We start from the raw sequence: 26,925 nt of genomic DNA on the forward strand, positions 1-26,925 counted from the left end.
AAGAGTTAAACATTGAAAAGTGGTGCAGGAAACAGTAGCTATACTTTCTTCTAAAGTATAAAACCCTCTTTTTGAATCCCTCTCTAACCCCCAAACTCTTTACCTTTTTACTTTTCTAACTTTCTAACTTTCTAACTCCCAAACTCTCTAACTCCCCAATATGGCCGATAAGATACGAGTACTTCTGGTCGATGACGATGAGGATGATTACATCATCACAAAAGATATCATGCACGATATCACCGGGCGGAATTATATTCTGGACTGGACCTCGTCGTTTAACGAAGCACTGGAGCTTATCCGGCAAATGAAGCATGACGTGTACCTGGTCGACTTCCGGCTGGGTGCACACGATGGCCTGGAGTTGATCGCACAGGCAGTGGCAGAAGGCTATACGGCCCCTTTTATACTTTTAACCGGTCAGAGCGACCGGGAAACAGACGAAAAAGCCATGCGCGTTGGGGCCATGGATTACCTGGTAAAAGGTACTTTCACGCCCTTCGATCTGGAACGCTCTATCCGCTACAGCCTGGAGCATGCCAAAAGCCTGACCGAGATCCAGAAGCTGAACGAGGAACTGGAAGCACGCGTGCAGGAGCGTACCCGGGAGCTGGGCGAGGCCATCCGCAAGCTCGAACATTCCAACAAAAGCCTGAAAGCCGCTCAGCGCGAAATACAAAAGGCCCTGAGCAAGGAGAAGGAACTGCACGAGCTCAAATCCCGTTTCGTTACCATTGCCTCGCACGAGTTTCGTACGCCGCTGAGCACGGTGCTTTCTTCGGCCTCGCTTATCGGCAAGTATAAATCTGCTGAGGATGATGATAAACGGCTGAAACACGTTGACCGTATAAAGTCTGCTGTCAGCAACCTGACCTCCATCCTGAATGATTTTCTTTCCATCAGCCGTATGGAAGAGGGTAAGATCTATAACGTGCCGACCACGTTTGATCTGGTAACGTTTGCCGAAGAAGTCACCGATGAACTGCAGGGCTTTTTGAAAGATGGCCAGCAGATCAGGTACCGGCACATCGGCGATCAGGTAACAGTAAACCTGGACAAGCAGCTCCTGAAGAATATACTTTTTAACCTGCTCTCTAACAGCAGCAAATACTCGGGCGAGGACAAAACCATCTCCTTTACCACAGAGATTACAGAAGAAATTATTAACATTACTGTTCAGGACGAAGGCATCGGCATACCGAAAGCCGATCAGGGGCATTTGTTTTCGCCATTTTTCCGGGCTCAGAACGTAACCAACATTCAGGGTACAGGCCTGGGACTGAACATCGTTAAAAGATACGTCGAGATCATGGGTGGTACAATAAGCTACCAGAGTGAGCTCGGCGAAGGCACCACATTCACCATTACTTTTCCTAAAACAGTTTAGGCATGAAAAAGATACTGCTGATCGAAGATAATCAGGAAATACGGGAGAACACCGCGGAGATACTCTCGCTTGCAAACTACCAGGTGGTAGAAGCCGAGAATGGAAAAGTAGGAGTGGAGCTGGCCAAAGCAGAGCAGCCGGACCTGATCATCTGCGACATTATGATGCCGCAGCTCGATGGCTATGGCGTACTGCACATGCTTGGCAAGAACCCGGCAACCTCTAGCATTCCGTTCATCTTCCTGACTGCGAAATCAGAGAAAGACGATTTCCGTAAAGGCATGAACCTGGGCGCCGACGATTACCTAACCAAGCCGTTCGACGACCTGGAGCTGCTGGACGCGGTGGAAATGCGCCTGAAAAAGAACGAGATCCTGAAGGCCGAATTCAGCAAGACCGTGGAGGGATTGGATAACTTTATCCAGGAGGCAAAGGGGATGGAAGACCTCAACAAGCTTATCTCGGATAACCGCAAAGTGACGGTTTTTAAAAAGAAGCATAACCTGTTTCTGGAAGGCAATTACCCTAACGCGTTATACTTCCTGAGCAAAGGCAAGATCAAAACGTTCAAGTCGAATGAGGAGGGGCGGGAGTATATTACCGGCCTGTACAAAGACGGTGACTTTATCGGGTACCTGGATCTGATGGAGGAGAAACAATACCGCGAATCGGCGCAGGCCCTGGAAGATTCGGAAGTATACATCATCCCGAAGGACGACTTTTTCTCGCTGCTCTACTACAACCGCGATATTGCCAACAAATTCATCAAGATCCTGTCGGATAACCTGGCCGACCGCGAAGAGCGCCTGCTGAAACTGGCCTACAACTCGGTGCGCAAACGTGTAGCCGAAGCCCTGCTGCTAGTAGAAAAGCAGTTTAAGCAGACCGAAGGCGGCAAGCCTCAGATCTCCATTTCCCGCGAAGACCTGGCAAGTATAGTGGGCTCTTCCAAAGAAGCCGTGATCCGTACCCTGGCCGACTTTAAAGACGAAAAGCTGATCGACTCCAAAGGCAGCAAGATCACTATCCTGAACCTGGACAAGCTCGCCCGCATGCGGAATTAAGGTTGTCAGAATCAGGATCTACAGGATTAAAAGATTGGCAGGATTTTACTCACCCAGTACCAAAGCTACTGGCGCGAATATCTGATTCGTGACAAGCCTATAAGGTTGAGTCTCTGACTCAACTGGCCCGGAGGGCCTACACTATAGCTCGTTACGAGCGAGGACGCTCGCGCCATCTGAAAGTATATCCAGCTACTGCAAAAGAAGAAATTCCCCTCTCGGGAGGGATAGGGGTGTGTTTATACTTTAGTTGAAACAAATATCTCCTTTTGTAGCAACGCCGTATCATGCCGCAAGTTTAGCGTCAGCGCAACTTGTGGCTGCACATGAGGCCAGTTTGTAACTGGCGTGTTTCTCACAATTCTACTTTCGCCAGTTACAAACTGGCGCCATTCTCAACCACCAGTTACCGCTACGCTCAAACTGGCGGTATGTAAGGGGTATAGCTCCCTCTCCTGTTTTAGGGGTAGGGTCCTCTTTAAGAGGAGAGGGTTGGGGTGAGGTCATATCAACTCGTAACTCAGAACCCACGACTCAGAGACTCCTGTAGTTAGTGATATTAATCCTGAGCGAAAGTGACAATAGTCATATTTTCGAGTCGCAGATTTTGAGAACTTTGCATTGTAACCTGAGAGAAGAAAATGCAAAGCCAGTTCAAAGCACTTACTTTATCCTACAAGCATGCACCTATTGCTGTTCGCGAGGCAGTAGCCCTGAATGAGATCGCCTGTAAAAACCTGCTCGACAAGATAAAAGAATTTACCGGCGCACAGGACGTGTTGGTGCTTTCTACCTGCAACCGTACCGAAGTATACTACGCCTCCGCGCAAGACTACTCCAAAGAGATCATCAAATTGATCGCCATGGAGAAAGGCTTTATTGCAACGAAAGAGATTACGCCATACTTCAGGCACATCACCCGGCACGAGGACGCGGTAAAGCACCTGTTTTACGTAGCGCTTGGCCTCGAGTCGCAGGTAGTGGGCGATATGCAGATCCTGAACCAGGTGAAGAAAGCTTACCAGTGGGCCGCTGATGCCGACATGGCAGGTTCGTTCCTGCACCGCTTGCTGCACACCATCTTCTTTACTAATAAGCAGGTGTTTAACGAGACCAGTTTCTTCGACGGCGCTGCTTCGGTATCGTATGCGACGGTAGAACTGGTAGAAGAACTGACCAAACGCATGACAGACCCGCGCGTTCTCATGATCGGCGTAGGAGAGATCGGCGCTAATGTTTGCGATAACTTCCAGAAATCTAAGGTGAACAACGTGATCATTGCCAACCGCACGCACCACAAAGCCCTGGAGCTGGCCGAAAAAACCAACGCTACGGCTGTGTACTGGGAAAACGTATGGGAAGAGATCAAGCTGGCCGATGTGGTGATCTCCTCTGTGCCGGGCGACTGCTTCTTTATCAGCAAAGAAGAAGTAGAAAAGCAGGGAGAAGTAAACACCAGGTTTTTCATTGACCTGTCTATGCCGCGCAGTATCGACAGCGAACTGGCAACACTGCCGGACACACAAGTATACAACGTCGACAACATCCGCAACCGTGCTACCGAGGCCTTGGAGAAGCGCATGGCTGCCATACCGCAGGTGCAGGCAATTATTGCAGAGGCCATGGCCGAGTTCCAGTCGTGGACGCGCGAGATGGTGATGTCGCCGGCGATACAGCAATTTAAGAGCCGCCTGGAGCAGATACGCCAGCAGGAAATTGCCCGCCACCTGAAAAACCTGGGTGCCGAAGAGCGCGAGCTGGTAGAAGGCATTACCAAAAACATCCTGAACAAGATCGTAAAACTACCGGTGCTGGAGCTGAAAGCTGCCTGTCAGCGTGGCGAATCAGAAGCGTTGCTAGAGGGCCTGAGCGCCCTGTTCAACCTGGAAAAGCAGGAAGCAAAAGTATAAACTATAATAACGGACGCATGACAGCCTCCCGGCCATTTGGTTGGGAGGCTGTTGTGTTTTAGGCCAGAGCAGTTTGTACTTCCTGAATGGCCTCGTTTTCGTAAACTAAAGAAACACAGTATACTACACCGTCTACTTCAGGATGTACTATAGTTCGAGTGTGCCTGGTAATTTTTTACATGAAAAATGGAAATGAAGCTGGAGGATTTGGGATATAGCGACGCGCTGGAGAGGTTCAGGATCGAGCACCATCTCCGAGACTTTGAGATCGGAAGGGTTATCGCAGAGCATAAAGAACGCTACACGGTTAAGACAGCTCAAGGAGAATACGACGCCGAAATTACGGGCAACATGCGGTTTGCTGCCCGGGGCCGCGAAGATTATCCTGCTGTCGGGGATTGGGTGGCAGTGGCAACCTATGATCCGGACCTGGCCATTATTCACGCGATCCTGCCCAGGTTTTCCGTCCTAAAAAGGCAGGCAGTCGGGCAGTTCGGCGAAGTGCAGCTCATCGCTACCAACATTGACTACGCCTTGATTGTGCAGGCCCTCGACCGGGATTTCAACATCAACCGGCTTGAACGGTACCTTACCATCTGCCATGCTTCAAAAGTTGAGCCTATTATCATACTTACCAAAGCTGATTTACTGGATGAAAAACAGATCAAAGAGATTGTAGAAAGTATAAAAGCACGTGTTAAAGATGTTCCGGTAATAGCCATAAGCAATGAGACACGGCGCGGGTATGAGGAGCTGACCAGGTTAATAAGGAAGGGCAAGACCTACTGCCTGCTTGGCTCATCGGGTGTCGGAAAGTCTTCTTTGCTGAATGCTCTCTCCGGCGACACCGTGATGAAAACCGGTGCCATCAGCCAGAGCACGCACAAAGGCAGGCACGTTACGAGTCATCGGGAGCTGATCGTGCTGGAAAATGGTGGCATCGTGATCGACAACCCCGGCATGCGGGAAGTAGGTATTGCGGATGCAGCAGGCGGCCTGCAAACAACATTCGACAAGATCGTGAGCCTGGCAAAAGGCTGTAAGTTCAAAGACTGTACCCATACTTCTGAAGCTGGGTGCCGCGTGCTGGAAGCGGTTGGAAGAGGAGAGATAGACAAAGCCGCATACGAGAACTACCTGAAAATGGAACGGGAGAAAGCGCACTTTACATCAACGGTTGCAGAGCGCAGGAAAAAGGAAAAGGGGTTCGGGAAAATGATGAAGGATTACAAAAAGACCATCAGGAAGAATAACCTCTGAAACGACTCACAGCAATTTATACTTTGTAGCAGATGAACTTACCGGAACAAATGCAGGCCATGGTACTGGAGGAACAGGGAAAGCCGCTGGTGTATAAAGCAGTTCCCATACCTGTTCCCGCTGAGCAGCAGGTGCTGGTGAAGGTGATTGCCTGTGGCGTTTGCCGCACCGATCTGCACATCCTGGACAGGGAGCTTACCCAGCCCAAGCTGCCGCTCATCATGGGGCATGAGATCATCGGGCAAGTAGTACGTGTGGGAAGTGCCGTGACCAGGCTGCAGGAGGGAGAATACGTGGGTATCCCCTGGTTGGGCTATACCTGCGGCAAGTGCCGTTACTGCCAGAAAGACAAAGAGAACCTCTGCGAAAATGCCCGTTTCACCGGCTATACTTTGGATGGGGGCTATGCAGAGTATACTGTCGCCTATGCTAACTACTGCTTTCCGTTGGGTTCGCTTCCTGCCAGTCCTGCGTCGGCGCCCTTGCTTTGCGCCGGCCTGATCGGCTACCGCTCTTACCGTATGATGGGCGAGCATGTAGAGCGCTTTGGCATTTACGGCTTTGGTGCGGCAGCGCACATCATTATTCAAATGGCAGTTTTCCAAAAAAAGCAAGTATACGCCTTCACCCGCCCCGGCGACAAGGAAACACAAGCTTTTGCGCTTCGGTTGGGCGCTGTGTGGGCCGGGGATGCGAGCGAAGCGCCACCCGAAAAGCTCGATGCCTCCATCATTTTTGCGCCTGCCGGTGAGCTCGTTCCCAAAGCCCTGACCGACACCGACAAGGGAGGCGTGGTGGTGTGCGGCGGCATCCACATGAGCGACATTCCTTCGTTTCCTTACCGCATACTTTGGGAAGAACGGGTGCTGCGTTCTGTAGCCAATCTTACCCGCCGGGACGGAGAGGAGTTCCTGCAACTGGCACCCCAGATCCCGGTTAAAACAGAGACACAGCTGTTCCTCCTGCGCCAGGCCAACGAGGCGCTGGCCGCCCTGAAGCAGGGCCGGATACAGGGGGCAGCTGTGCTGGTGATGTCGTAATGGCTTTATTCTTTGGTCAGAAGTTGATGGTAAAGGTGGTGGTATCCTGCAGTTTCAGGTTCACAGTTTCCTCATACTTCCTGATATCCTTATCCTGTACAACGCTCCATCTTAAACGTACCTGCGGATGCTGCGCGTAAATGAACGCGTTGGTAATGGCAGTATCTGCTAAACTATACAAGCGGTTATTGATGATATGAAGCGTTGTGGGCGAGGTAGGGGCTGGGTTTGATTGGTCGGGCTTTGTATTCCATTCGATCTGCAGGAAAGGCTCTTCGGACCTGTTTGTGGCTGTGCTCTTAAAGTTCAGTTTCAGGTACGCCGATTTGCCCAACACGATCGTATCCTGGTTTGTTTTGGCGTAATCGATCAGAGAAGCAAGCGTTATGGGATCGTTGCTCTCCTGGTAGCCAGGCTTGCGGGCGTTTACACGGTAAACCACCATCTTCTGATCGATTGGGGTGGTAAATTTATACCGGCCACTCTGGTCGGTGACGGTGCTGTCCGCGATGGCGCCTTCAAATTTTGCCTTGTCATCGATCAGGATACCTGTGCCGCGGGTAAAAATTATCTTGGTGTTCGGGAGGGGCATACGGGATTCGTAATCCAGCACCACGCCCTCAAAAGTGGCCTTTTCCACTTCGTCTTTCTTACAAGACAAAAGCGATAGAAGGCCCATTAAGTATAAAGGGTAAAGTTTTTTCATATATGTTTAGCTTTATACTACCTCTACGAAATGCAGGCGTCGAAGTGATATTGAAATGGAGAGTTTAGGTAAAATATTTATGAGGCGAGGTTTTGTGTCCTTTTCAGCACTACGTGTTTTGCCAACCTATTGCTGAAAAGCGAAAGAGGCGCTGTTGCATACACCTCCTGTTAAATGCCATTACTATTACCATTATTTCAATCTGATAGGTATCCAGATTTCCTCTTCCGAGTCGGGGCTGCCGTTTTTATACTTTTCGCCAAGTACTTCGAAATGAGGCCGGTTGTCTAACAGGTAATCGGAGTTTGGCAGCCAGGAAGAATAAATGTAGTCGAAGATTCCGGTGTCGGTGCCGGAGCCTTTGTAGTGGAATACCGCATACAGGCCGGCCGGCAAAGTATACGTTTCCATCTCATCAGGTACGGTATTAAAGTTTGTCACCTCAAGCTCCGCCCATTTCTCAAATGGATTGCTTGGGCTAAAACTTTCAAAATACAGAGGGCCATACACATTCATCGAGTAGAGCTCCGGCCCCATGCTGTTCTGAATCTCCTTTCTCCGTGGCATAAATCCTTTCCAGAGTTCGCCTGTCCTGTTATCCGTCAAAGACATGGTTATCTTTTTACCGATAAGTTTCTTTTCAGCTAGTGTTTCGATCCGGGGTTCCATGGTTTTGATGTTTTGGCCGAGGTGGGGCTATATGCGCTAACGTGTTCGTGTAGCAGAGGCACAGCGTCAGCAATCCTTGCTGCTATACCTTGTTGGGCAATGAATTATTTCTTTACAAGCCATTCCTTCCAGTCCTGTGCCACCCCATCCCAACCAAAGTCGTCATAGTTCACCTTTCCACTTTCGTCAAAGCCAAAGAAGTTATGCTCCCTGCCTACATATGGCATGAAAGTGAAGTTCTTCTTTTTATTTCGAATAGTCTCTAGGTGCATGTAATCAAAAAAAGGCGCAACGATGTCTTTTGTGCCGTAAGCAATCAATACTGGTATTTTCAGCTTGCGCAATGAATCTATAGGTGGCTTGGAGAAGCTGTAAATGGATTTGAATGTAGTCTCTCCCTGAACCTGATTATTCTCTTGGTCGTTGATCAGTTCTTGCCACAATTCAAACTGCTTCTCTGTTGCCGTTCCCAATGAGTCGTCTTGTTGCCTCATCTGTGAAATGATGGTCATCATTCTCCCGAAAGGGTTGGTGCTTGCGAAAATGAGGCGCGTAACGTCCTTTGACAGCTCCGCTAGCTTAGCCGCTACGGCAGCGCCCTCTGAGTGACCAGCAACAACTACTTCTTCTTCACTAATCCACGTTTGCTTCTGTAAGAATTTTATCACTTCCTTGTTTCTGCTGGCATAGTAGTCTAGATTATCCCGCTTGACGTATTTCTCAGGGAAGTTGTTGGTTTCAGGGTTCACGTAAGCCATATCTCTCCGCAACTCGCTCGCCTCACGGATAAGCGGCACGTATGGTTTGCTGATGATGGCAAGGTGGTAATCATTCAATAGTATTCCCGCTTCAAAAGGGAACACCATGTATGGCTTTCCATTCTCCTGAAGCTTGATGAGCGGCTTTGGGAGCGACCCTTGGATGAAGAGGAACAGCGGCTTCTCCATTTCTTCTTCACCTCTTTTCGACAGCACCAGAATGTCCACCGTATCCTGCTTGTAAAGAGTTTGCAGGTGTCTGAAGCCGAAGTCCTCTGGTTTCTTAGCTTGGGCTGCGACATGAAAGCAAAACAGTAATGGAAGGAAAAAGAGCAGTAATGTTTGTTTCATTTATCTTGATGATTTTTTGCCCAACTATATAAACGTCACTATGACTGTTATCTGCATTATATGCGAAGATGCACCTCTAAAAATAAATATACTATTAAGCTAATGTATAATTATGTTCAGACAAATTAATCTTACTCCCGAAACTTTAAATTTAGATTTAATATCACCTGCCTGATCTACAAGCCATATGTAATCAACATCTCAGTTACAGATAGCTATACTTTGACTCACCTATAACAACTGCTTTTGTACTTCAGAGTACATACTCTATAACCGAACCTGAAAGTATAAAAGCAGATGATGAAGCAGACGGCCAGTTTCCGTTTCTTTGGGGCACTGAACGATTTCCTGAGACCTTACCAAAAAGAAGTATGGATAACCTACCACTTCGACGGGACACCGGCGGTAAAGGACGCGATTGAAGCTATCGGCGTGCCCCACCCGGAAGTGCAAAAGATCCGGATAAACGAGGAAGTTGCTGCCTTTTATACGCGCCTGCACCCGGACGATCGGGTGGAAGTATATCCTGCTGAATCAGGAAAAAAGCAGCCTGTAAAGCCAGCAGACGCAACGTTTATACTGGATGTGCACCTGGGCAAGCTGGCCAGAGGCATGCGCATGCTGGGCTTCGACACAACGTATGAGAACAGCTTCTCCGACAAAACCATTGTAGAAATAGCTGTAACCGAAAACCGCATTGTGCTGACGCGGGATGTTGACCTGCTCAAAAACAAAGCCATTGAACGTGGCTACTGGCTGCGCTCACAGCATGCAGAGGAGCAGTTAACAGAGGTGATCCGATATTTTGGGCTGGCAGGTAAGTTGCGGCCGTTTGCACGTTGCATTGTTTGCAACGGCAGCATCGCGGCAGTGCCCAAGGAGGAAGTATGGGATGTGTTGCCGCCTAAAACAAAACTATACTTTGATGAATTTTTTAAGTGTACCTCCTGCAGCCGCGTTTACTGGAAAGGGTCGCATTACGAACACATGCTGCAGTTCATAGAGCGCATGGAGCAACAGCAATAAGCCCGGGTGTGCATAATAACGAAACATAGGCAACTGCAACAGTGCGCTTCTACGGTGCAAGGTTAAACTGCACCTCATCCACCGTACCTTTAAAGTAGTCGTAATCGCCCTCTGGTAAGTGCCAGGTTGCTGTCGCATAGCTTGGGTATTTCAGCGCATCGATCTCCTGGTAACAGCTCACCGTAACCGACCAGGGCACTTTCTTATACGCTGAGCCTTCCAGGGCAAGGTACCTGTCGTTCGTTTCGAAGCGTTCAAAAAGGCCTTCGTTGCTGAAGTAGAAAGTGCCTTCTACGGTTATATTATTGTAGTGCAGCTGCCCTCGCGCGGCCTGGCCTATAACCGTTTTCCAGGACACATAAGCCTGTAGCGCATAAGCCGGCAAAAATGCACATTCCGATAAAACAGTTACCAGGGCAGAAGCGTCCATTTCAGGCCCCGAGTAGTCGGCTACCTGTAGCAGCTTCAGGAGCCGGATCTGCATACTTCCGTGGCCATCTTTATACTTGTCGTATCCCTCAAAAGGCAGCACTCCCATCATGGCGCTGTGGATGTAAGCCATCCGGACAGGCTCGGGCACCGCGTTGAATTGCTCGTAATCGACATGCATCCAGTTTTGCTCAGGGCCAGTCCGGAACATCACATCTTTCCATTTTATACTTGCGCTGACATGCCTCTCCCTGCCAAGGTAGCCACAGTAGGTAATGTATTTCCGGAACGGCTCGGGCAGGTAGGCTATGTGTTCAGGTAAAAGCAGCGATTCTGGTTGGCCGGCATACTTTTCCAGCTCAGCCCTTGTCTCGGCCTGATAGATTTTCCTGAGCGATCGGAGCGCAATAGCCATAGCCTGTAACGTGAGGTAAAACTGCTGAAGGGCATCATGCGAGGTCGGAGCCGAGTGGTTACTAATGTCTTACGTACAGGATAAAAAGATGTGCGGGTTACAGGTTGGAAAGTATGCGTTTAAAAAATGAGCGCCATGATAGCAAAGAAATCGATCACCCATAAGGCAAGGCTGATCTCCTTGCGCTTACCTGTAACCAGCTTCAGGGCCGTCCAGCTCAGAAACCCCCAGATGATACCCTGCGTGATGGAGTAGGTGAAGGGAATCAGTACCATGGCCAGGAAAGCAGGTATGGCCTCGTCCAGCTCGCTCCAGTTGATCTTGATGACAGGACGCACCATAAACGCACCGACCAGCACCAGGGCAGGAGCAGTAGCAATAGCCGGTATGATCGAGAGCAGCGGTGCCATAAACAGGAAAGGCAGGAACAGCAAGCCACCCACAACGGCGGTAAGCCCGGTACGGCCACCTGCCTCGATACCCACCGCCGACTCTACATAGGCTGTGCCCGGGCTGGAGCCCACCAGACCTGCCAGCGTGGTTGCCACCGCGTCGGTTGTCAGGGCTTGTTTCACGTTACGGGGTTCGCCGTGCTCATCCATCAGGTTGGCAGCCTCCGCCAAACCTACAAACGTAGATATACTATCAAACATATCGGTGAACACAAAGGCGAAGATCACCGGCACAATAGACAGTTTCAGTGAGTTAACCAGGTCCAGTTGCAGCAGCAGGCTGAAATCGGGAGCAGAAAAAACACCATTGAAATTTATCAGCGGGTCCAAGTCCGTAGCCCACCAGCGGCCCAGCGGGTAGGCGGCCAGCGTGGTAAATATGATACCGATCAGCATGCCACCCCGCACATTCTTTACCAGCAAAATCGCCGTCAGCAGCAAGCCTGCCAGGAACGTAAGCAGAGCCGGGTTCATGGGGCCTAGGCCAATGATGGTAGCCGGGTTTGCAACGATAAACTTGGCGTTGGCAAAGCCGATCAGGGTAATGAAAAGACCTATACCTGCTGCAATGGCAAATCGCAACGGACGCGGGATAGCCCGCAAAATGAGGGTACGAACGTTAAAAACAGAGAGAATAAGAAACACGATACCTGACCAGAATACTGCCCCGAGCGCCACCTGCCAGCTCACCCCCATGCCCAGCACAGCCGAGTAGGTGAAAAAAGCATTCAGTCCCATGCCGGGCGCCACCAAGATCGGGTTGCGGGCATACAGCCCCATCATCACGCTGCTGAAGAAGGACACCAGCACCGTGGCAGTTAAAACGCCCGAGAAAGGCATGCCTGCCTGGCTAAGTATGCTGGGGTTTACTACAATGATATAGGCCGTCGCCAGAAAGGAAGAGATCCCGGCAATGATCTCGGTCTGTATCGTGGTTCCGTTTTTCTTCAGCTCGAAGTATGATTCCATCTGGAGTATGTATAGAAAAGTAGAAAAGCCCGCTCATCAGCAGGTTAAAGGGAAGCATCAAAAGTAAGAAAAATCCGCTATAGTGAAAGCGGCCCCGGCAGCTAATTGCATTAAATGATACCTGGAAAGGACTGCGTTTTTGCATCACGTCCTGTAGGTTTTACTCGTCAGTCATACTTTTTTGTACCCTGTTTGAGGGGTTGAATTTTCTTACCACAGCAATTTTTAGCGCATTAAATGTAACTCTCACAGCTTATCGAGTACAGCTCGTAATTAAATTGTGTTGCACCAATTACCTTCCTACTACAACCCCGTATATATTAATTCCTTAATAGCCCCCTATACAACTGAGTTTTTGTAAGTATAAATATCCTGATAGCAGAAATGCTGTTGGGCATTACTCAGGTAAGTAGGCGTGCATGGAATTGAGAAACACAACTGTAAATATCTAACGATGAACCTATGAAACGAAAATTTTTACTCTTTCTTTGCCTGTTTTGGGTACACCTTGTTTTCGCACAGGAAAACATAACCGTAACAGGTAAAGTAACAGACGCTACAAACGGACAGCCACTGATCGGGGCCGGCGTTCAGGTAAAAGGAACAACCACCGGTGTGCAGGCTGACGCAGAGGGTAATTTTACGCTGAGTGCTCCTGCAAACGGTACCCTTGTTGTTGATTACCTGGGGTATGAACGGCAAGAAGTTCCCATCAATAACCAGACAACCCTGAATATCCAGTTATCTCCTTCGGCTACAAAACTGACGGAAGTGGTGGTAACAGGTTATGGTACACAGGAAAAAAGAGACGTAACCGGCTCCATCAGCTCTGTAAAGAGCGAGGAACTGACAAGGCAGGCATCCCAGAACCCTGTAAGTTCTATACAAGGCAAAGTGGCAGGTGTACAGATATCGAACACGGGTCAGCCGGGTGCATCCCCAACGGTACGTATCAGAGGTACGGGCTCTATTTTGGGCAGGGCAGAGCCATTGTACGTTGTAGATGGTACTATCGTGGATAACCTTAGCTTCCTGAACCCGGCAGACATCGAATCCATGGAGATCCTGAAGGACGCCTCCAGTGCCTCAATTTATGGGTTGCGCGCAGCTAACGGTGTAATTCTGGTTACTACCAAGCGCGGACGTACCGGTGAGCCACGTATAAATTACAATGGCTTTGTAGGCGTGCAGCGGGTAACAAACCAGGTAGAGATGGCCAATGCCAATGAATACGCCGAGCTTATCAACCAGAAAGAAGGCACGGAACTGGTAGAACCCAACCAACCTTCTACCGACTGGTACGATGAAATCCTGCGTTCTGCCCTGATCACCAACCACCAGTTAAGCTTCTCAGGCGGTACCGATCGGCTTTCCTACAGCCTTAGTGGCGGTTACCTGAACCAGGAAGGTATTGTAGATGGTAATAAGTATGAACGCGTTACTGCCAGGCTGCAGACAGATTTTAATGTTTCAGATCATGTTAAGATAGGCTATAATGGTATATTCTACGATTATAATTCCGATGATGTGCCGACTGGTGTGGTTTACCAGGCATACGTGATGCCTCCGGTTATACCTGTTTTCAAGGAAGATGGTAACTATGGCGATCCAATTGATTATGGCTTGGGTACTTTCGGTAACCCACGTGCCGCCCTGGATTGGTATAACCAGAAATCTGATGGACAGAGCCTGACCGGTAATGCTTTTGGTGAAGTTAAATTCCTTGAGAACTTTACCTTCCGTACCAGTTTTGGATTGAACTATGCTATAAATGAATTCCGAAACTATGTTGCGGAAGACTCGCTTACCTCTACACAAGTTGCCCGACGAAGTACCTTAACCAGATCTAAAAGCAAGGCAACACGCTGGCTCTTCGAAAACACTTTAACTTTTGATAAACAATTCGGGGATCATGAACTGACAGTGTTATTAGGTACCTCTTCTCAGGAAGATAGAAATGAAACATTGGCAGGATCGGCCAACGATGTGCCATTTGAGTCGGAGGGTTCCTTGTACCTGAACCTGGGTGATCCTGAAACCTTCCTGATCACCAACTCAGCAGGTAAGTCTACTTTGTTGTCTTACTTTGGTCGTGTCAACTACAGCTTCCTTAACCGCTATTTGCTCACCGCTACGCTGCGCCGGGATGGTTCTTCCAAATTTCCGGAAGACGAGCGCTTCGATTATTTCCCGGCTGTGGGTTTAGGTTGGGTTGTGTCCGATGAGCCCTTTATGGAAGGCCAGCAAATCTTCGACTATTTCAAGTTGCGCGGCAGCTGGGGCAAGCTGGGTAACAGCGATATCCCGGCTAACATCACTGTAAGAGTACCCGACCTGGACAACCCAATTTACATTGCCATATTGGGTGGTATACCTTATCCGGGTGGTACTTACAACCTGGCTGTACCTCCTACACTTTTTTGGGAAGTAGTTAAGGAAACAGATATTGGGGCGGAATTTGCTTTCTTCAACAACAAACTGACAGTGGAGGCAGACTGGTATAACAGGGCCACAGAAGACGCAGTTTTCAGCACCCCACTGCTCGGGTCCCAAGGTACGCTCTCAAGTGAGGTGCTGGGTAACTTTGCTGACTTCCGGAACCGGGGCTTTGAATTTGTAGCTTCCTGGAATTCGGACAATGACACAGACTTCAGCTATACCATAAGTGGTAACTTCTCAACCAACAACAATGAAGTAACTGCAATTGCAACCGACCTTCCTCAGTTTAGTGGTGGCTTGCCGGTTGGCCGCATCTTTACAAGCGTTACCCGTGTGGGCGATCCGATTGGCTCTTTTTATGGCTATATCGTAGACGGTATTTTCCAGGATGAGCAGGAGATCGCAGGGTCGGCACAGGCTGATGTTACGGGTGTAGCGCCTGGTGATTTCCGTTACCGTGACCTTAACGGTGATAACATCATTGATGCAAGAGATAAGACTATCATAGGTAATCCGAACCCGGGCTTCTACTATGGTCTCAATACCAATTTCCGATATAAGAGCTGGGATTTTCAGTTAGACCTGCAGGGTGTAGGCGATGTGGATATATACAATGCGAATAAAGGCGTTCGTTTTGGTAACGAGAACTACACGAAAGATTTTTATGACAACCGCTGGAATGGTCCAGGCACCTCCAACGAGTATCCGGGTCCTAACCTGAAAGATGCCAATATTCAATCCAATAGCTGGTTTGTGGAAGATGGCAGTTACATACGCATACGTAATATCCAGTTAGGATATGCCTTGCCGACAGACCTTACAAAACGCTGGAAAATGGAAGGTATCCGTTTCTTCGTTAACGCCCAGAATCCGGTAACCTGGTTTGATTACACTGGCTTTACACCGGAGGTGGGCGGTCCACCAAACAGTGCCGGCGTAGACCTGAACGTGTATCCGCTTTCTGCTACATACAATTTTGGTGTAGATGTAAACTTCTAGAAATGAAAACAGGAACAGAACATATGGAAAAGATTTTTAAAAAGGTGAAAAGGAAAGTACCTGTATTAGCCTTTGCTCTTGCACTTGGCGCCCTTTATGCGTGTGACAAAGATTTTTTGGATGTAGAGCCGCAGGCTGCCACTGAAGAGACCTTTTTTGAGACAGAAGAGGATGCCATCAGATCAGTTAACGCCATTTATGGTAACCTCCGAGAATGGAAGGTAGCGGCTTTTGCGCACCTGGCACTTACACATGTTGCCTCCGATAATGCTGAAAAAGGTAGCGACCCGGGTGATGCCGCTTTTATGAATGACTTTGATAACTTCACTGCTTCCCCAACCCAGTTCATTCTTGATGATTACTGGACAGGGCAATACCAGGCAATTAACCTGACCAACCAGGCTATCACCAATATTCCGCCTATCCCGATGGACGAGAACCTGAAGAACAGGTTGATAGCAGAAGCTAAGTTCCTGCGGGCGCACCACTACTTTAACCTGGTAAGGGCTTTCGGCGATGTGCCTTTGATTACCAAAATATCCAAGGAGCCGACGGCTGAAGAACTTAATCCAGGTAGAACTCCGAAAGAGCAGGTGTATGCCCAGATCATAACTGACCTGGACTCTGCAGCCATGATCCTGCCTGTAAGGTATGGTGCTGCCGATGTAGGACGTGCTACGAAGGGAGCCGCTCTATCACTGCTGGCCAAAGTAGAAATGTACCAGAAGAACTGGCAGCAGGTGTTTGATCTTACGCAGCAGGTAATGGGGCTTGGCTATTCGCTTACTCCAAAATATTATGATATTTTCCGAATTTCCGGGGAAAATAATAGTGAGTCTATTTTCGAAGTGCAGGCTCAAACAATCCCGGGTAACTGTGGTGCCTCTAATTCTCAGTGGGCAGAAACTCAGGGAGTTCGCGGGCAGTTTGGATGGGGCTTTTTCATCCCAACCACTGACCTGGAAAATGCCTACGAACCTGGCGATGAACGCAAAGACGCAACTATACTTTACCGGGGCGAGGTAACACCGGAAGGAGACAAGATCAATGACAACGCCCCTAATCCACGCTACAACCAGAAGGCTTATGTGCCTGCTTCAGTTACACAGGAATGCGGCTATGCCAAAGATCAGAATATCCGCATTCTGCGTTATGCGGAAGTATTGCTGATGCACGCTGAGGCAGCCAATGAGTTGGGTAATACACAAGCTGCGTTGGATGCTCTGAACCAGGTGCGAAACCGTGCGGGTTTATCCGATGTAACGGTAACTGACAAAGATGAATTGCGCAACATTATCTGGCATGAGCGCCGGGTAGAACTGGCACTGGAAAGCGGCGATCGCTTCTTCGACCTGGTGCGCCAGGGCAGGGCTGCTGAGGTGTTCCAGGCACAGGGTAAAAACTTTATTGCAGGAAAGCATGAGGTTTTTCCTATACCACAGCGCCAGATCGACCTGAGCGCCGGCAAATTAACCCAAAACCCAGGTTATTAATCAATGATAAAAGTATAGAGCCGCCAATGCGCGGCTCTATACTTTTTATACTTTCTTTAGATTTCACCAACGGCATGCAATACATCTGGCTATGCTTCTTCGTGCTTTTATTTCTGTCTTGTAATGAGAAAAAGGAAGAACCGGTAAAAAAGCCGGTTGATCCGGTACAGCCTCCTGTTTCGACAGTATCTGATAAAGAACTGCTGGACAAGGTACAGGAGGCAACATTCCGTTATTTCTGGGATTTTGCCCATCCGGTTTCCGGCATGGCACGCGAGCGTTCCAGCTCGGGCGATGTGGTTACCAGTGGCGGTACAGGCTTTGGCGTGCAGGCGATTGTCGTTGGGGTAAGCAGAGGCTGGATCACAAGGCAGGAAGCGGTTGAGCGTCTGAACAAGCTGTGTGATTTTCTTTCCAAAGCAGAACGCTTCCACGGCGCCTGGCCCCACTGGCTAAACGGCAGCACGGGAGCGGTTATACCTTTCAGCGCAAAAGATAACGGGGGAGACCTGGTAGAGACTTCCTACCTCATAAATGGCTTGCTTACTGCCCGCGCATACTTTAACGGAGCCGATGCCCGGGAAACGGAGTTGCGCGATAAGATCACCCAACTATGGGAAACAGTAGAATGGAGTTGGTACGCTTCCCGCGGCGACGGCCTCTTGTACTGGCACTGGAGCCGGAGCTTTGGGTGGGAGATGAACATGCCCATACGTGGCTGGAACGAAGCCCTTATAACCTACATCCTGGCACTTGGCTCACCCACACACCCGATCACTCCCGAAGTATACCAGCGCACCTGGGTTAACCGGAACGAAGGTACTTACGAAGGTTACCGGCTCAGCATGGGGCCGGGGTATGGCGGTCCATTGTTCTTTGCTCACTATTCCTTCCTGAGCCTCGACCCGAAACAAATGGAAGACCAGTATACCCATTACTGGATGCACAATCTCAAACATACACTCATCAACCGGGCCTGGAGTATTTACAGCGCAACTAAAAGTTATGGCTACTCGACCGGCAACTGGGGGCTCACCGCCTCCGACGATCCGGAAGGATACAAGGCGCACCAGCCAACCAACGACAACGGTACCATCGCGCCGACGGCTGCCCTGTCCTCTTTTCCTTATACCCCGTACTACTCCATGCAGGCGCTGCGCCATTTCGAAAGTATGGGCGCACAGCTTTGGGGCACGTATGGCTTTAAGGATGCTTTTAACAAATCGCGCAACTGGGTGGCAAAAGATTATCTGGCCATTGACCAGGGGCCAATCGTCGCGATGATCGAGAATTACAGGAGCGGCCTGCTGTGGTCTTTGTTTACCGATCTGCCGGAGGTGCAGGCAGGGCTTGCGAAAGCAGGCATCCGGAAGCCGGTGTACGACACAGGTTTTCCTTTGGCAATACCGGATGTAAGAACGAGCACAGTCGATCTGCTGAAACACCCGGACAAAGGGGCGTACCAGGTAGAAGTAGCGGTGAAAAATGCCGATCCTTTCGTGCTGACTTTGGAAAAACCAGACGGAAGTATAGCCGAGACGATCTGGAATAATGAAACCAAAACCAATGGACTACACCAGGTTAATTTTGGTGCCAGCCTGCAGCCCGGAGCGTATAAACTACGGCTAAAAGGAGGCACTATCGATAAAGAACTTTCTGTATACCTGCATTAAATCTATACCTATGAAACAACTATACCGCTACTTTACAGGCAGCTGCAGCTTCAAAAAGTACCTGTTCTTGCCTCTGGGCATGCTGCTGCTTTTTAGCTGCCGGCAAACTGCCGAAACAGGTCAAACTACTCAGACCGAAGAAACCGCACAGGCCGCAGATACTGTCGCAACAGCAGCAACCAGCAACCAAAAGCTCAACGACGAAGAACTGCTTAACCTGCTGCAGCAGCAGACCTTCCAGTATTTCTGGGAAGGAGCAGAGCCAACTTCGGGTGCGGCCCGTGAGCGCATTCATTTGGATGGTGAGTACCCGGAGAACGACCAGAACGTGGTAACCACAGGCGCCACCGGCTTTGGCGTGATGGCCATACTTGTCGGTATCGAGCGGGGCTTTATTACCCGTGAAGAAGGAGTGGAGCGGCTCGAGAAGATCGTAAGTTTTCTGGAAAAGGCCGACCGTTTCCATGGAGCCTGGCCGCACTGGCTGCAGGGCGAAACCGGTAAAGTAAAGCCGTTCAGTCCCAAAGACGATGGCGGCGACCTGGTAGAAACGTCCTTTCTGGTGCAGGGCTTGTTAACGGTACGGCAATACCTGACAGGGGAAAACGAAGCTGAAAAAGCCCTGGCTAACCGCATCAACAAACTATGGCAGGACGTGGAGTGGGACTGGTACCGCAACAAGCAAAATGTACTGTACTGGCACTGGTCGCCAAAGTATGCCTGGCAGATGAACTTTCCGGTAAAGGGCTATAACGAGTGCCTCATTATGTACGTGCTGGCAGCCTCTTCGCCTACGCACACCATACCGGCTGCCGTATACCACGAAGGCTGGGCTCAAAACGGGGCAATCAAAGATAACGTGGACATGTATGGCTATAAGATAGGATTGTTTCACCAGGGCCAGAAAGGCAGCGTAGGCCCCTTGTTCTGGGCGCATTACTCCTACTTAGGCCTCGATCCGCGCGGGCTCAAAGACAAGTATGCCGATTACTGGGAGCACAATAAAAACCACACGCTCATCAACTATGCTTACTGTGTCGATAACCCGAAAAACTACAAAGGCTACGGCGAAAATGCCTGGGGGCTTACCTCCAGCTACTCGCCCAGAGGCTATGCCGGCCACTGCCCCAACGAAGACCTGGGGGTGATCACGCCGACGGCGGCCTTGTCCTCTTTTCCTTACGCACCCGAAGAATCCATGAAAGTGATCCGCCATCTGTATGAAGACTTGGGTGAAAAGGTTGTCGGGAAGTATGGCCCTTACGATGCTTACAGCGAGCAGGAGAACTGGTTTCCGCAGCGCTACCTGGGCATCGATCAGGGCCCGATCGTGGTGATGGTGGAAAACCAGCGCAGCGGTTTGTTGTGGGACCTGTTCATGAGTGCACCCGAAGTACAGGCCGGCCTGAAGAAGCTGGGTTTCGAGAGCCCTCACCTGAAGTAATCAGGAAAAAAACTTTAAGTTACACTTTCATACTTAGACAACATGATGAAGCCATCAAATAATAAGATTCTCTTGTTATTGATCCCTGTGATCATGGTAGTAAGCTGCCTCTCCAGTGTACAGGCGCAGTCGAAAGGACCAACCACCTATTGTAATCCGCTTAACCTGGATTATACTTACATGATCTACAACGCGCACCAGGACCTCTCGTATCGTTCCGGCGCTGACCCGGCTGTCGTAGAGTTCCGGGATGAGTATTACATGTTTGTGACCCGCTCCATGGGCTACTGGCACTCGACGGACCTGACCAACTGGACCTTTATCAACCCCGAAAAATGGTACTTCCAGGGATCCAATGCGCCCGCAGCTTTCAACTACAAAGATTCGGTACTGTACGTGGCAGGCGATCCATCCGGATCCATGAGTATACTTTACACCGACAACCCCAAAAAAGGAGACTGGAAAGCTACGCCAGCCATTCTAAACGACCTGCAGGACCCGGCCCTGTTTATAGACGATGACGGCAAAACCTACATGTACTGGGGCTCATCCAACGTATTTCCTATCCGGGTAAAGACCCTAGACCGCAGCAAGCGTTTCCGTCCTTCCGAAAAAACCTGGGAGCTGTTTAAGCTGGATATGAGCAAACACGGCTGGGAGCGCTTCGGTGAAAACCACGCCGACACCGCCCGTGGTTACATGGAAGGTGCCTGGATGACCAAGCACAACGGCACATACTACCTACAGTATGCAGCCCCGGGCACGGAGTTCAATGTTTATGCCGATGGCGTGTACACCAGCGACTCACCATTAGGACCTTTCAAGTATGCGCCCAATAACCCCATATCTTACAAGCCGGGCGGGTTTGCCAATGGTGCGGGGCACGGCAGCACTGTGCTGGGTCCACAAAACCAGTGGTGGCATTTTGCCTCGGCTTCGGTTTCTGTAAACGTGAACTGGGAGCGCCGCCTGAACATGTTCCCGACCTTTTTCGACAAGGATGGCCTGATGTACATGAATACCTCCTTTGGTGACTATCCACACTTTGCGCCTTCGGTGCCAGGCAAGATGGGGCAGTTTGCCGGCTGGATGCTGCTCTCTTACAACAAGCCGGTAAAAGTCTCTTCTACGCTCGAAAAATTTGGAGCCGAAAACATCGTGGATGAAAACATCCGCTCCTTCTGGGTAGCGCAGAAAAACGACGACCAGCAGTGGATCGAGATCGACCTGCAAAAGCCGGGCAAAGTATACGCCATCCAGCTGAACTACCACGATTACAAGTCAGATCTTTACGGCAAAATTCCGGGCCTCAAGCACCAGTATACCATCGAAGGTTCTACAGACGGAAAGAGCTGGAAGATGCTGGTTGATAAAAAGAATAACGACAAAGATGTGCCCAACGATTATGTAGAGTTGCCAACGCCGGAAACGGTGCGATACGTGCGTTTCAGAAGCTACCATGCGCCAACGCCTAACCTGGCGATCTCCGGTTTGCGCGTATTTGGTAAAGGCAGTGGTAAAGCACCGGACAGGGTTAAAAGTTTTACTGTAAAGCGCCAGCAGGATAGAAGGGATGCACAGATCAATTGGGCTGCAATACCGGGTGCGCAAGGCTATAACATACGCTGGGGCATCGCCCCCGACAAGCTCTACAGTTCGTGGATGGTGTACGGCGAAAACTCCCTTTACATGAGAAGCCTGACAGTAGACCAGACCTATTATTTTACGATCGAAGCATTTAACGAGAACGGAGTTTCGAAGCAGGTAAAGGTGGTAAAGGTAAACTAAGCCACCGTTCAGGACTAACGAAGTATAGGTTGCACTGAAGAAAGCAAACCAAGTATGAAACACGGTATCCTCTTCTTTCTTTTCTTGTTTTGCCAGTTAGTCGTTTTCGGTCAGGAAACGCCCTACACGCAGGTGTTCTTTGAGAACAGCCTGATGAGCAGGGATCACTACTACTCGACGGCAACCTATACTGCGCCTGGTTGGGTGAAGAACAGCCAAAACAAACTGCCGGTAAGCGAGGAGGTGTTTTTTACGCCGGGCAATTCGCTGGAGCTCCGGTATGTGTCGGCACCCAAAGGCAGTTGGCAGGCGCAGGTGCTCTACCACCCTATCCGGGGTATCGATTTCCTGAAGCCTGCTACCATGCTCACCTTTAGGTTGCTTGTCAAGTCTGAAACGGCCGCCCCGGAGCTGCCTGCCGTGGCCATTGGTAAGCGGGAGGCAAAGGAATTATCCGCTTTCGTACTGCTTCAGAACTTTGTCAAAGAGTATAAAACCAACGCCTGGCTAACGGTGCAGGTGCCGCTCAACAGCTTCAAGGATTTGAGCTACAAGGAGAGTAAGGAGATCGATGTGATCGCTTTTCGGCAGCAGGGCAGCGACGGCAAAGAGCATGTTTTATACTTGGACCAACTGGAACTGACACCTGCTCCGGCCAGTCAGAAAATAACTGCTGCCCCCAAACTTACCGCCGCAACCGGCTATGAGAAACATGTAAGTATAGCCTGGGAAAAGATCACCGATCCGGCAGTGCGCTATGTGCAGGTATACCGTTCATCAGACAACAAAAACTTTACACCTGTGGCAATAGAGTCGCCAGTGTTAAGCCGCTACGACGATTTTGTAGGCACTACAGGCCAAACGTTCCATTACAAGATCAGTTTCCTCGACGACAACTATACTGAAACGGCTCAGTCTAACATAGTCAATGCCTCCACACGCCCCATGACGGATGAAGAACTGCTGACGATGGTGCAGGAGGCGCACTTCCGTTATTACTGGGACGGTGCGGAACCAAACAGCGGGCTGGCGCTTGAGAACATTCCCGGGCGCAGAACCATGGTGGCTTCCGGTGCTTCCGGCTTTGGCATGATGGCGTTGCTGGCAGGTATAGAACGCAAGTTTATTACGCGGGAGCAGGGCGTGGAGCGGTTTGTACAGATCGTGAACTACCTGGACAAAGCGGAGAAATTCCATGGTGCTTTCTCGCATTTTCTGGATGGCAATACGGGTAAGGTGGTACCTTTCTTTGGCCCGAAAGATAATGGTGGCGACCTGGTCGAAACAGCTTTCCTGGCGCAGGGCCTGCTTGCTGCACGGGCCTACTTCAACGGCAATAACCAGCAGGAAAAACTCATCCGCGATAAGATCACCGGCATCTGGCGCGGCATCGAGTGGAGTTGGTACCGGCGCGAAAAGAATAACCCGTACCTGCTCTGGCACTGGTCGCCGGACCAGGCCTGGGTGATCAACCACAAGCTCATCGGCTGGAACGAAACCATGATCGTGTACCTGCTCGGCATTTCGTCGCCTTCGCATAGCATACCGGCCAACATGTACTACACCGGCTGGGCAAGCCAGGATGCGGAAGCACAGAAATACCGCTCCGACTGGGGCCAGACAAAGGAGGGAAGCAAGTATACCAATGGCAACTCTTACTATGGCATTCCGCTAAAAGTGGGCGTCTCCAACGGAGGTCCCTTGTTTTTTATCCACTATTCTTACTTAGGGCCGGATCCGAAAAAGATACAGGACAAGTATACCGACTACTTCAGCAACAACCGCAACATTGCCCTTATCAACTACCGTTACTGCGTGGAGAACCCGGAAAAGCACCAGGGCTACGGCGAAGGTGCCTGGGGACTTACTGCCAGCGATGGCCCCTGGGAGTATTCAGCCAGCGAGCCGGTCCCACGGGCGGATGAGGGCAAAATGACACCAACGGGCGCCCTTGCTTCTTTTCCGTACACACCCGAAGAGTCGATGCAGGCACTGAAGAATTATTACCGCAACTACGGTCATTTTTTGTGGGGAGCCTATGGTTTCCGGGATGCCTATAACCTGAACGAGAACTGGGTGTCGCCGCTGTACATGGGGCTAAACCAGGCACCGATCGTGGTCATGATCGAGAACTACCGCAGTGGCCTGCTCTGGAACCTGTTTATGAGCAACAAGGAAGTGCAGGAAGGCTTACGGAAGATAAAGGCTGCAGGCAGTATCTCCACGAAAAAGAGATAGAACAAATATCCAAAGTATAAACGAATTGCAACAGAACCGTATCAGTAACAAAACAAACACAGCGATAATGAAAACAACATCTACGATACTCATGCTGCTCCTCTGCATGGGTTGCGCACAGACAACTACGCCACCCCAGGAATCAACTACAACACAAACCGAAACAGCACCTGCTACAACGCCTTCCACGCGTTCCTCAGATCCGGAAATGGACAAGTTTATAGATGACCTGATGGCCAAAATGACGCTGGAAGAAAAGATCGGGCAGTTGAACCTGGTGTCGGTAGGCTTTGACGTGACCGGGCCCGTAGTAAGCGAGAACGTTGATGAAAACATCCGCAAAGGAAATGTGGGCGGTGTATTTAACACCTTCACGCCAATAGCAGTCCGCAAGCTGCAGGACATGGCCATGAACAACACGCGCCTCAAAATTCCGCTGATCTTTGGCTACGATGTCATCCACGGCCACCGTACCATTTTCCCGATTCCCTTGGGGCTGGCTTCCAGCTGGGACCTGAATGCCATTGAGCGCAGCGCCCGTATAGCTGCCGAAGAAGCCACTGCCGATGGTTTGAACTGGGTTTTCTCCCCAATGGTGGATATTGCCCGCGATCCGCGCTGGGGCCGTATTTCGGAAGGTGCTGGCGAAGATCCCTGGCTGGGCTCCAGAGTTGGGGAAGCAATGGTGCGTGGGTATCAGGGCGAAGACATGAAAGCAAATAATACGGTAATGGCCTGTGTGAAGCACTTTGCGCTTTACGGAGCTGCCGAAGCCGGCCGCGATTACAACACCGTAGACATGAGCCTGCAGCGTATGTATAACGAATACCTGCCTCCTTATAAAGCCGCCATCGATGCCGGAGCAGGCAGCGTGATGTCTTCATTCAACGAGATCAACGGCGTACCAGCTACCGGTAACAAATGGCTGATGACTGACCTGCTGCGCAAGCAGTGGGGCTTTGATGGTTTTGTGGTAACGGATTATACTGCGATTAACGAGATGATACCGCACGGTGTGGGTAACGAGGCCGAAGTAGCCGCCCTGGCACTAAAAGCCGGCGTTGACATGGACATGGTGGGTGAGCTTTTCCTGAAGGAACTCGGGCCTATGGTAAAAAGCGGAAAGGTAACCGAAGAAGAGATCAACACGGCCTGTCGCCGTGTGCTGGAGGCAAAGTATAAACTGGGGCTTTTCCAGGACCCATACCGTTACATCAACGACGAGCGTGCCAAAAGTACTATGATGAAAAAAGAGTATGTTGATGCCTCGCGCGACATTGCCCGCAGAAGTATGGTACTGCTCAAGAACGAGAAAAATGCACTGCCCCTGAAGCAGTCCGGTTCTATCGCCCTGATCGGGCCGCTTGCCCGTAACCAGCGCGACCTGATCGGTAACTGGAGCGGCGCCGGCGACTGGAAAAAAGCCGTATCGGTAGAGCAGGGCATACGCAACGTGGTAGGCAACAAGGTGAAGATCAACTACGCCAAAGGAGCCAACCTGACAGACGACGCCCAGATGATCCGCAGGCTGAATGCGCACGGAGGCGACCTGGAGTTGGATAAGCGCTCTTCCGAAGCCATGATTCGCGAAGCGGTGCAGGTTGCACGCAAATCAGACGTGATCGTAGCTGTGGTAGGTGAGTCGCAGGGCATGACCGGGGAGGCAGCCAGCCGTGCTGATATCACCTTGCCAGGGCAGCAACTGGCCTTGCTCAAAGCCCTGAAAGCAACCGGCAAACCGCTGGTGATCGTGCTGATGAACGGCCGTCCGCTTGCACTTGCCTGGGAGCATGAAAACGCCAACGCCATACTCGAAACCTGGTTTGCAGGTACCGAAGCCGGAAACGCTATCGCAGATGTACTTTACGGCAACTATAACCCGTCAGGCAAGCTGACAGTTACTTTCCCGGTGGAGGTAGGGCAGGTGCCGATCTACTACAATGCCAAGAACACGGGCCGGCCCTACGGCGGAGACGAACTGGACAAGTATAAATCACGCTACATGGATGTGCCGAATGAACCGCTTTATCCGTTTGGTTATGGCCTGAGCTATACCACGTTCAGCTATTCTAAGCCGCAACTGAGCGCAACAACGCTGCAGGGAACACAGCCGCTGGAAGTGCGGGTAGACGTGCGAAACACCGGTAACTACGATGGCGAGGAAGTGGTGCAGCTCTATGTGCAGGATGTGGTAGGCTCGATAACCCGCCCGGTAAAAGAACTGAAAGGTTTCCAGAAGATCGCCCTGAAAAAAGGCGAAAGCAAGACCGTCACCTTCCGGATTTCGGCTGATGACCTGAAATTTTATAACAACGAGCTGCAGTATGTGAACGAGCCCGGCGAGTACAGGGTGTATGTAGGCACCAACAGCCGCGATGTGCAGGCAGCCTCTTTCCGCTTGCAGTAGCTGGTATG

18 protein-coding genes are annotated in these 26,925 nt (G+C 50.4%); 13 read left to right on the forward strand and 5 right to left on the reverse strand.

Features of this window, described 5'->3' with window-relative positions:
• The first annotated feature begins 160 nt into the window (after positions 1 to 160).
• The 5 genes from MJ611_RS08060 (at position 161) to MJ611_RS08080 (ending at position 6,661) form a co-directional block, all read left to right on the forward strand.
• Positions 161 to 1,387 (forward strand): hybrid sensor histidine kinase/response regulator, encoded by a 1,227-nt coding sequence (locus MJ611_RS08060; RefSeq protein ID WP_250429160.1) that lies wholly within the window; start codon positions 161 to 163, stop codon positions 1,385 to 1,387.
• Between the two features lie 2 nt (positions 1,388 to 1,389).
• Positions 1,390 to 2,451 (forward strand): response regulator, encoded by a 1,062-nt coding sequence (locus tag MJ611_RS08065; RefSeq protein ID WP_250429161.1) that lies wholly within the window; start codon positions 1,390 to 1,392, stop codon positions 2,449 to 2,451.
• Positions 2,452 to 3,092: 641 nt separating this feature from the next.
• Entirely contained in the window at positions 3,093 to 4,361 is a 1,269-nt protein-coding gene (gene hemA, locus MJ611_RS08070) for a glutamyl-tRNA reductase (RefSeq protein WP_250429162.1), read from the forward strand.
• 186 nt (positions 4,362 to 4,547) lie between these two features.
• Positions 4,548 to 5,621, forward strand: coding sequence for a ribosome small subunit-dependent GTPase A (gene rsgA / locus MJ611_RS08075; RefSeq protein WP_250429163.1), 1,074 nt, complete (start codon positions 4,548 to 4,550; stop codon positions 5,619 to 5,621).
• Between the two features lie 32 nt (positions 5,622 to 5,653).
• Positions 5,654 to 6,661, forward strand: a complete 1,008-nt coding sequence (locus MJ611_RS08080; RefSeq protein WP_250429164.1) for a zinc-dependent alcohol dehydrogenase family protein — start codon at positions 5,654 to 5,656, stop codon at positions 6,659 to 6,661.
• A gap of 16 nt (positions 6,662 to 6,677) precedes the next feature.
• Here the strand turns inward: MJ611_RS08080 and MJ611_RS08085 are convergent, their stop codons facing one another.
• The 3 genes from MJ611_RS08085 to MJ611_RS08095 form a co-directional block, all read right to left on the reverse strand.
• Positions 6,678 to 7,367, reverse strand: coding sequence for a hypothetical protein (locus tag MJ611_RS08085; RefSeq protein ID WP_250429165.1), 690 nt, complete (start codon positions 7,365 to 7,367; stop codon positions 6,678 to 6,680).
• A 192-nt stretch (positions 7,368 to 7,559) separates the two neighbouring features.
• Positions 7,560 to 8,036: a GyrI-like domain-containing protein gene (locus MJ611_RS08090; protein WP_250429166.1), complete on the reverse strand. Its 477-nt coding sequence runs from the start codon at positions 8,034 to 8,036 to the stop codon at positions 7,560 to 7,562.
• A gap of 104 nt (positions 8,037 to 8,140) precedes the next feature.
• Complete coding sequence (locus MJ611_RS08095; protein WP_250429167.1) at positions 8,141 to 9,145, reverse strand: hypothetical protein; 1,005 nt, start codon at positions 9,143 to 9,145, stop codon at positions 8,141 to 8,143.
• Between the two features lie 297 nt (positions 9,146 to 9,442).
• On the opposite strand from MJ611_RS08095, the gene MJ611_RS08100 reads away from it, so the two are divergent.
• A complete protein-coding gene (locus tag MJ611_RS08100) occupies positions 9,443 to 10,171 on the forward strand; it encodes a Mut7-C ubiquitin/RNAse domain-containing protein (protein WP_250429168.1) in 729 nt (242 codons plus the stop codon).
• A gap of 49 nt (positions 10,172 to 10,220) precedes the next feature.
• Here MJ611_RS08100 and MJ611_RS08105 read toward each other — a convergent pair whose 3' ends face one another.
• Positions 10,221 to 11,015: a DUF6544 family protein gene (locus MJ611_RS08105; protein WP_250429169.1), complete on the reverse strand. Its 795-nt coding sequence runs from the start codon at positions 11,013 to 11,015 to the stop codon at positions 10,221 to 10,223.
• A 119-nt stretch (positions 11,016 to 11,134) separates the two neighbouring features.
• Entirely contained in the window at positions 11,135 to 12,436 is a 1,302-nt protein-coding gene (locus MJ611_RS08110; protein WP_250429170.1) for an NCS2 family permease, read from the reverse strand.
• A 462-nt stretch (positions 12,437 to 12,898) separates the two neighbouring features.
• Between MJ611_RS08110 and MJ611_RS08115 the strand changes: the two genes are divergently transcribed.
• The 7 genes from MJ611_RS08115 (at position 12,899) to bglX (ending at position 26,917) form a co-directional block, all read left to right on the forward strand.
• Complete coding sequence (locus MJ611_RS08115) at positions 12,899 to 15,874, forward strand: SusC/RagA family TonB-linked outer membrane protein (RefSeq protein WP_250429171.1); 2,976 nt, start codon at positions 12,899 to 12,901, stop codon at positions 15,872 to 15,874.
• 23 nt (positions 15,875 to 15,897) lie between these two features.
• Complete coding sequence (locus MJ611_RS08120) at positions 15,898 to 17,367, forward strand: RagB/SusD family nutrient uptake outer membrane protein (protein WP_250429172.1); 1,470 nt, start codon at positions 15,898 to 15,900, stop codon at positions 17,365 to 17,367.
• A 26-nt stretch (positions 17,368 to 17,393) separates the two neighbouring features.
• A complete protein-coding gene (locus MJ611_RS08125) occupies positions 17,394 to 19,040 on the forward strand; it encodes a glucoamylase family protein (protein WP_250429173.1) in 1,647 nt (548 codons plus the stop codon).
• A gap of 10 nt (positions 19,041 to 19,050) precedes the next feature.
• Entirely contained in the window at positions 19,051 to 20,484 is a 1,434-nt protein-coding gene (locus MJ611_RS08130) for a glucoamylase family protein (protein ID WP_250429174.1), read from the forward strand.
• A 42-nt stretch (positions 20,485 to 20,526) separates the two neighbouring features.
• On the forward strand, positions 20,527 to 22,272 hold the full coding sequence (locus tag MJ611_RS08135) for a family 43 glycosylhydrolase (protein ID WP_250429175.1): 1,746 nt from the start codon (positions 20,527 to 20,529) through the stop codon (positions 22,270 to 22,272).
• A gap of 54 nt (positions 22,273 to 22,326) precedes the next feature.
• Complete coding sequence (locus MJ611_RS08140) at positions 22,327 to 24,510, forward strand: glucoamylase family protein (protein WP_250429176.1); 2,184 nt, start codon at positions 22,327 to 22,329, stop codon at positions 24,508 to 24,510.
• A gap of 67 nt (positions 24,511 to 24,577) precedes the next feature.
• The gene (bglX, locus tag MJ611_RS08145) at positions 24,578 to 26,917 is read left to right on the forward strand and encodes a beta-glucosidase BglX (protein ID WP_250429177.1); all 2,340 of its coding nucleotides are present in this window, start codon (positions 24,578 to 24,580) and stop codon (positions 26,915 to 26,917) included.
• The last annotated feature ends 8 nt before the right edge of the window (positions 26,918 to 26,925 follow it).

This window comes from Pontibacter ruber, assembly GCF_023630205.1.
Classification (GTDB): Bacteria; Bacteroidota; Bacteroidia; order Cytophagales; family Hymenobacteraceae; genus Pontibacter; species Pontibacter ruber.